This window comes from Sphingomonas sp. BK481, assembly GCF_014194875.1.
GTDB lineage: Bacteria > Pseudomonadota > Alphaproteobacteria > Sphingomonadales > Sphingomonadaceae > Sphingomonas > Sphingomonas aerolata.
The window spans coordinates 1-6,090 of record NZ_JACIAP010000031.1 but is presented as its reverse complement, the minus strand read 5'-3'; the positions used below and the strand labels follow the sequence as shown (position 1 = coordinate 6,090).

At 63.4% G+C, this 6,090-nt stretch carries 4 protein-coding genes and 2 pseudogenes; 1 reads left to right on the top strand and 5 read right to left on the bottom strand.

Annotated features, from left to right (window positions below; genetic code table 11):
- Positions 1 to 381 precede the first annotated feature (381 nt).
- Complete coding sequence (locus FHY04_RS22150) at positions 382 to 1,575, top strand: IS701 family transposase (protein ID WP_183938023.1); 1,194 nt, start codon at positions 382 to 384, stop codon at positions 1,573 to 1,575.
- Between the two features lie 152 nt (positions 1,576 to 1,727).
- Here the strand turns inward: FHY04_RS22150 and FHY04_RS22145 are convergent.
- From FHY04_RS22145 to FHY04_RS22125, 5 genes and pseudogenes are all read right to left on the bottom strand, one after another.
- Positions 1,728 to 1,889, bottom strand: a pseudogene (locus FHY04_RS22145) (IS256 family transposase); the annotation flags it as partial.
- A 213-nt stretch (positions 1,890 to 2,102) separates the two neighbouring features.
- Positions 2,103 to 3,238, bottom strand: a protein-coding gene (locus FHY04_RS22140) for an IS3 family transposase (RefSeq protein WP_409349189.1) whose coding sequence is annotated in 2 segments (ribosomal slippage) — positions 2,103 to 2,969 and positions 2,972 to 3,238 — 1,134 coding nt in all. Because the reading frame shifts where the segments join, the coding sequence is not laid out codon by codon here.
- 257 nt (positions 3,239 to 3,495) lie between these two features.
- Complete coding sequence (locus FHY04_RS22135) at positions 3,496 to 3,777, bottom strand: hypothetical protein (protein ID WP_183938018.1); 282 nt, start codon at positions 3,775 to 3,777, stop codon at positions 3,496 to 3,498.
- Between the two features lie 167 nt (positions 3,778 to 3,944).
- Positions 3,945 to 5,149 (bottom strand): annotated as a pseudogene (gene pcaF, locus FHY04_RS22130) (3-oxoadipyl-CoA thiolase).
- Positions 5,150 to 5,153: 4 nt separating this feature from the next.
- Positions 5,154 to 5,972: a carboxymuconolactone decarboxylase family protein gene (locus FHY04_RS22125; protein WP_260171741.1), complete on the bottom strand. Its 819-nt coding sequence runs from the start codon at positions 5,970 to 5,972 to the stop codon at positions 5,154 to 5,156.
- Between the last annotated feature and the right edge of the window lie 118 nt (positions 5,973 to 6,090).

The window sequence follows — 6,090 nt, the reverse complement described above, 5'->3', positions numbered from 1 at the left end:
CCCGTGAACCTGACCGGCCGCTACAGCGCTGGATGATAGCGCGCGGCCGGTCAGCTTCACTACCGCTGAGCTACACCACCACCCGGGACACGACCAAAACGTATGGCTCGCCCCGTTTGCAAGAGGATTTCACGGTGTTCTGAGTAGTCTGCGTCAACGTATACGGTCTCGTGAGCATGCTCAGGGGCCAAGATGGACATCCGCGCGTTTGGAGCCGCCATAATCTGTCAAGCATCGAGTGCCATTTTGGGAACCGGGCTTTCCAAACGCCGATCGACTCTCAGGCCATCTTTACGATCCTTCCTGCAAACCTCGTTAGCATTACAGTTGCGCATTTGATCGAAGTCTGAATCAATGGGTCTCCATGGCAGGAGACTGTGGATGACGGGCGCATCGATTGAGACGACGCTGGAGCTTTGGGCGACTTCGCTGCGTGATGTGAAGGCGCGGATGCGGGGTTTGTTCACGCAGGAACGTGTCGCGGCATCTGCAGGGTTGTTCCTGGACGGACTGCTAGGCGACGAGCGGCGCAAGACCGGCTGGATGCGTGCTGAAGCGGCAGGCGATCCGGGACCGTGGCGGCAGCAGGCAATCCTCGGCCGCGGTCGGTGGGATGCTGACGCGCTGCGCGATATCGTACGCGACTATGTCGTCGACACGTTGGCTGCCGAGGATGCGGTGCTCGTGATCGACGAGACGGGCTTCCTCAAGCAGGGCAAGGCGTCGTGTGGTGTCTCGCGCCAATACACCGGGTCTGCGGGCAAGATCACCAACTGCCAGATCGGCGTCTTTGCCGCCTATGTCTCGCACCACGGTCACGCCTTTATCGACCGGGCGCTGTACCTGCCGAAGGTTTGGACGAGCGACAGCGAGCGCATGGATGCGGCCCATGTTCCAATGGAGACGCGGTTCGCGACCAAGCCCGCCTTGGCGGTGCAGATGATCGCACGTACGATTGCAGCCGACGTCCCGTTCACCTGGGTCGCCGCTGATAGCGTGTACGGCGTCGGCGACGTCGAGCAGGCGCTACGCAGAGCCGGAAAAGGCTATGTCCTCGGCGTTGGCTCCAACCATCACTTTGGCTCCTGGGTGGGGAAGCCCGCCGTTTTCGGCACTGCAGGCGAGATCGCACAGGATCTCGATCCCGCCGCCTGGCATCGCCTGTCGGCAGGCGAGGGCACGAAGGGAGCAAGACTGCACGACTGGGCCTATCTCGAACTCGCGGACATCGAGGCTACCGATTACGGTGAAGGACGCCCAGGAATGTGGACCCGCGGCTTGCTGATCCGACGACATATCACGGACGGCGAACTGGCGTTCTTCACGACTTGGTGCCCGGCGGGGACCGGGATCGACGCGCTCGTGCACGTTGAAGGCCACCGCTGGGCGATCGAGGACAGCTTCGAGACGACTAAGAACGAACTCGGCCTCGACCACAACGAAACCCGATCCTGGCACGGATGGCATCGCCACGTATCGCTGGTCATGCTTGCGTTCGCCATGATGGCAGTGATCCGCCATCATGCAAACCAAGTGACGCCCCCAAAAAGAATGCGCACGACACTCCGGCGCTGATCCGCTGGTCAATACAAGAGGTTCGGCGCATTGCCGTCCGGCTCGCCCAACGCCGTATCGCGCCCGCCCACATCATCGCATGGTCGTTATGGCGACGAGCGCATCAAGCGGCCGCCCGCCACGCACATTTAAAGACCAGAATGCAACTGTAATGCTAGGCGCTCGCCGCTCTTCTCGCCATATCCAGCGCCGGTCAGACTGCCGACCTCCAGATCCATCAGCCGCTGCGCGGCAAAGCCAATCATCTCACGTAGAAATTCCGCATCCGCGCTCTTTCCCACAAGCGCCTGCAGGTTCATTGTATCGTCGGTCATCGAAGGTCTCCGTTGGTTGAGTCTCGCAACCCAATCCTATCCGAAGATCTTCGATGGCCACCCGTGAACCTGACCGGCCGCTACGGCGCTGGATGATAGCGCGCGGCCGGTCAGCTTCACTACTGCTGAGCTACACCACCAGCGGGGACACGACCGGTGGCTCGGTTCATTTGAACAGCTCGACGCGATTGCTAAGTGGAGCGTCCGCCGGTTTCATGCCGCTGCGAGAAGCGGCCGGTTGAAGTAGACGTGATCAGGCGTCCGGCGGTCAAGCGACGAGTGCGGGCGCCGTTCATTGTAGAACGTCAGATACAGGCCGATCGAGGCGCGGGCCTCGCTGACCGAGCCATAGGCCCGCAGGTAGACCTCCTCGTATTTCACGGAGCGCCACAGGCGCTCGACGAACACGTTGTCGCGCCAGGCGCCGCGGCCGTCCATGCTGATCGCGATCTTCTCGCGGTGCAGGACGGCGGTGAACGCCGTGCTGGTGAATTGGCTGCCCTGATCGGTATTGAAGATCTCCGGCGCCCCGACGCGCCTCAGCGCTTCCTCCAAAGCTTCGATGCAGAAGTCGGTCTCCAGCGTGATCGATAAGCGCCAGCTGAGCACCCGCCGGCTGAACCAGTCGACGATCGCGATCAGATAGACGAAGCCGCGCGCCATCGGGATGTAGGTTATGTCAGTCGCCCACACCTGGTTGGGCCGCGTCACCGCCAGCTTGCGCAGCAGATAGGGATAGATCTTGTGCCCTGGAGCCGACTTCGAGGTGTTCGGCCGTCGGTAGATCGCCTCGATCGTCATCCTCTTCATCAGCGTCGACACGTGCAGCCGGCCGACCTTGATGCCTTCGGCGGCAAGCAGGTCGCGCAACATCCTGCTGCCAGCGAACGGGTAATCCATGTGCAACGCGTCGATCCGCCGCATGATCGCGAGGTCGGCAGCCGAGGTCAGCCTGGGAAGATAGTAGACGCTGCCGCGGCTGATCCCCAACTCGCGCGCCTGCCGTGTGACCGGCAACGCATGCGAACGGTGGATCATCGTCTTGCGCTCGGCAACAGTCCCGCCTTCCCGAGCGCCCCGGACAAAAAATCGTTCACCAGCGTCAACTCGCCGATCTTGGCGTGCAACGTCTTCACATCAATCTCAGGCTCGGCTGGTTTACTATGGCCGTCCGACCCGAAAACTCCTGCCGCCCCTTCTAGCAGCTGGCCGCGCCAGATCGTGATCTGATTCGGGTGCACGTCGAATTGCTGCGCCAACTCGGCCAGCGTCTTCTCGCCCTTCACAGCAGCCAAGGCCACCTTCGCCTTGAAGGCCGGGCTGTGGTTCCGGCGTGTTCGCTTCGTCATCTCATCTCCTGTTCGGCGCCATGCTGGCCGCCTTCAGGCAGAAACTCCACTTAGCAGCCTGTCCAGATTTCCCGAGCCACCTCTCTGGGCAGCGCCACGACGTCGGCGTAGGCCCTTGAGGGCGGCGCGGACGATGCCGTGGCTGGTGGGCGCTGCCCCCTCTCGTGCAGGCCTAACAGGCCGTGTGCGGTGGCGAGACTGGCAACCCGCCGGGCGACCGTCGCGGGCTTGGCGCCGCGCGCCTCGAGCATGGCGAATTAGCGGACCAGGTTTTCGGGCTCTGCGGGCAGCGGGGCGACACGGATGTCCTCACACAAACACAGATAGCAGGCCAGGTCAGAAGCCAGCGCGGCCTTGCTCGCTGCTGCCATAGCGCCAAGTTGCGCGTCGAAGCCGATCTGGCTGACAGGGCCGGCATCAGCGGGCAGCGCAAGACCCAGCAACCGGGTGACGCGGACATCGATCGGCTCGACGATCCCCCGCCGCGCCCGGATCGGCAGCCCCTCCCCGTCGGTGCGATGGACGACGATCTCGCTCATGAGGGCCGCGCCCGCTGGTCCGACTTACCCTGCATTCCGGCTTCGTAGCACATCTCTGTAGTTAGCATAATTTTCGAGAATAGCGCTGATCAAACGTAGAAGCGGTTGCGACAGATGAGTCTGTATTGCGGGTAAACTGTCATCGACACGGCTTTGTGTTCGGGATGTCAGACCCGCTCGAGCAACAAGCCGATCCCCTGCCCGACACCGATACACATGAACGCCATCGCGTAGCGACCACCCGTACGATGAAGTTCCTCGACTGCGCTCATCGTGATCGGGCGCCGGACATGCCAAGAGGGTGACCAAGCGCGATTGCACCACCGTTAGGGTTCACGCGCGGGTCGTCGAACGGATCGATGTCGAGGTCGCGCAAAGTCGCGATCGCCTGGCTGGCGAACGCCTCGTTCAGCTCGATCACGTCGAGTTGCTCGATCGAGATGCCACCCAGCGTCATCAGCTTGCGTGCCGCCTCTATCGGCCCCACGCCCATGATCCGGGGGGCGACGCCCGCCGCTGCCATGGCAACGATCCGCGCGCGCGGGATCAGCCCGTGTCGCACCGCTGCGTCTTCCGACGTGATGAGCGTCGCGGCCGCTCCGTCGTTGAGGCCGGACGCGTTGCCGGCTGTCACGGTGCCATCCGCCCGCACGACCGGCTTCAGCTTTGCGAGCGCCTCAAAGCTGGTTGCCCGCAGATGTTCGTCGGCGGAGAAGACGATCGGATCGCCCGTCCTCTGCGGGATCGTGACGGGCACGATCTCGACGGCGAACCGTCCGCTCGCCTGCGCAGCAGCGGCCTTTTCCTGGCTGGCCAGGCCAAAGCGATCCTGATCCTTTCGGCTGACATGCCACTGATCAGCAACGTTCTCGCCCGTCTCCGGCATCGAGTCGACGCCATAAGCATGCCGCATCGCTGGGTTGACGAAACGCCAGCCCAGCGTGGTGTCCTCTAGCTTCTGCGCGCGATCAAAGGGGCTGTGCGCCTTGCCCATTACATAGGGCGCGCGCGTCATGCTCTCGACGCCGCCCGCAATCATGAACTCGGCATCACCGCTGCGGATCGCCCGTGCTGCCGATCCGATCGCGTCGAGGCCCGAACCACACAGCCGATTGATCGTCGATCCCGACACGCCCTCGGGCAATCCGGCGAGCAGCACGGCCATGCGCGCGACGTTGCGATTGTCCTCGCCCGCCTGGTTCGCGCAGCCCAAAATCGTGTCGTCGACAGCGCCCCAGTCAACGCCGGGATTGCGGTCCATCAACGCCTTCATCGGGATGGCGGCTAGGTCGTCGGCGCGGATGCTGGCGAGCGCCCCGTTCAGTCGGCCGATGGGCGTGCGGATCGCGTCGCAGAGGAAAGCGTCAGTGATGAGTTTAATCCTTGTCGCTGCCGGAGTCGATGTCGGCGATGATCTTGCCTGCTTCGGCAAAGGCGGTGTTAGCGGCGGGCACGCCAGCGTAGATGGCCGATTGCATCAACACTTCCTTGAGCTCCTCGCGCGTGAAGCCGTCGCGCATCAACCCGGTACGCACATGGAGCGCGAACTCCTCCCAGCGGCCGAGTGCTACGGTGATGGCGAGCACAATGAACCGACGGCTGCGATCATCAAGACCCGGCCGGCCCCAGACTTCGTTCCAGGCGATCCGCGTGATCATCGCCTGAAAATCGGCGGTGAAGTCCGTACGCTTGGCGAGCGACGCATCGACCCACGCATCGCCCAGCACGCGACGCCGGTTAAGCAGCCCTGCCTCGAACAATGTATTTGCGGCATCGTGAGTATCGGTCGGTACCAGAAAATCGCGAAGCATCGCCGCCAGCGCTGCGGGCGTCTCGATCGGCGCGAGATGCGCGGCGTCGAGATGCACCACGCGCGCGCCGGGCACCGCCGCCGCGATGTGTTCGCCATGCCCCACAAACGGCGTCGAGGTGTCGCGATCGCCCGCGACGATGAGCGTGGGAATACCGATCGCGGGCAACCGATCAATAAGGACCATGTCACGGATCGCGGCACCGCAACCCGCATAGCCCGCATCGGCCATAGCAATCAGGCCCTGACGCACGCTCTCGGCCGCGCCGCCATGCGTCGCCACGAAGCGCGGTGACAGGAACCGCCCCATGACCATGTCGGCGATCGCCGGCGTACCCCTTGTGCGTACCACCTCGATCCGATCATGCCATGCGCCAGCATCCATCGTCGCTGACGTGCAGACGAGCGCTAGAGCGGTTTCTCACCGTGCTGAATCATAAGGGGATTCCCGTCGCTGCGGTTTTCTGATTCAGGTGCGTGCCGGTGCAGGAGGCTGGCATGGA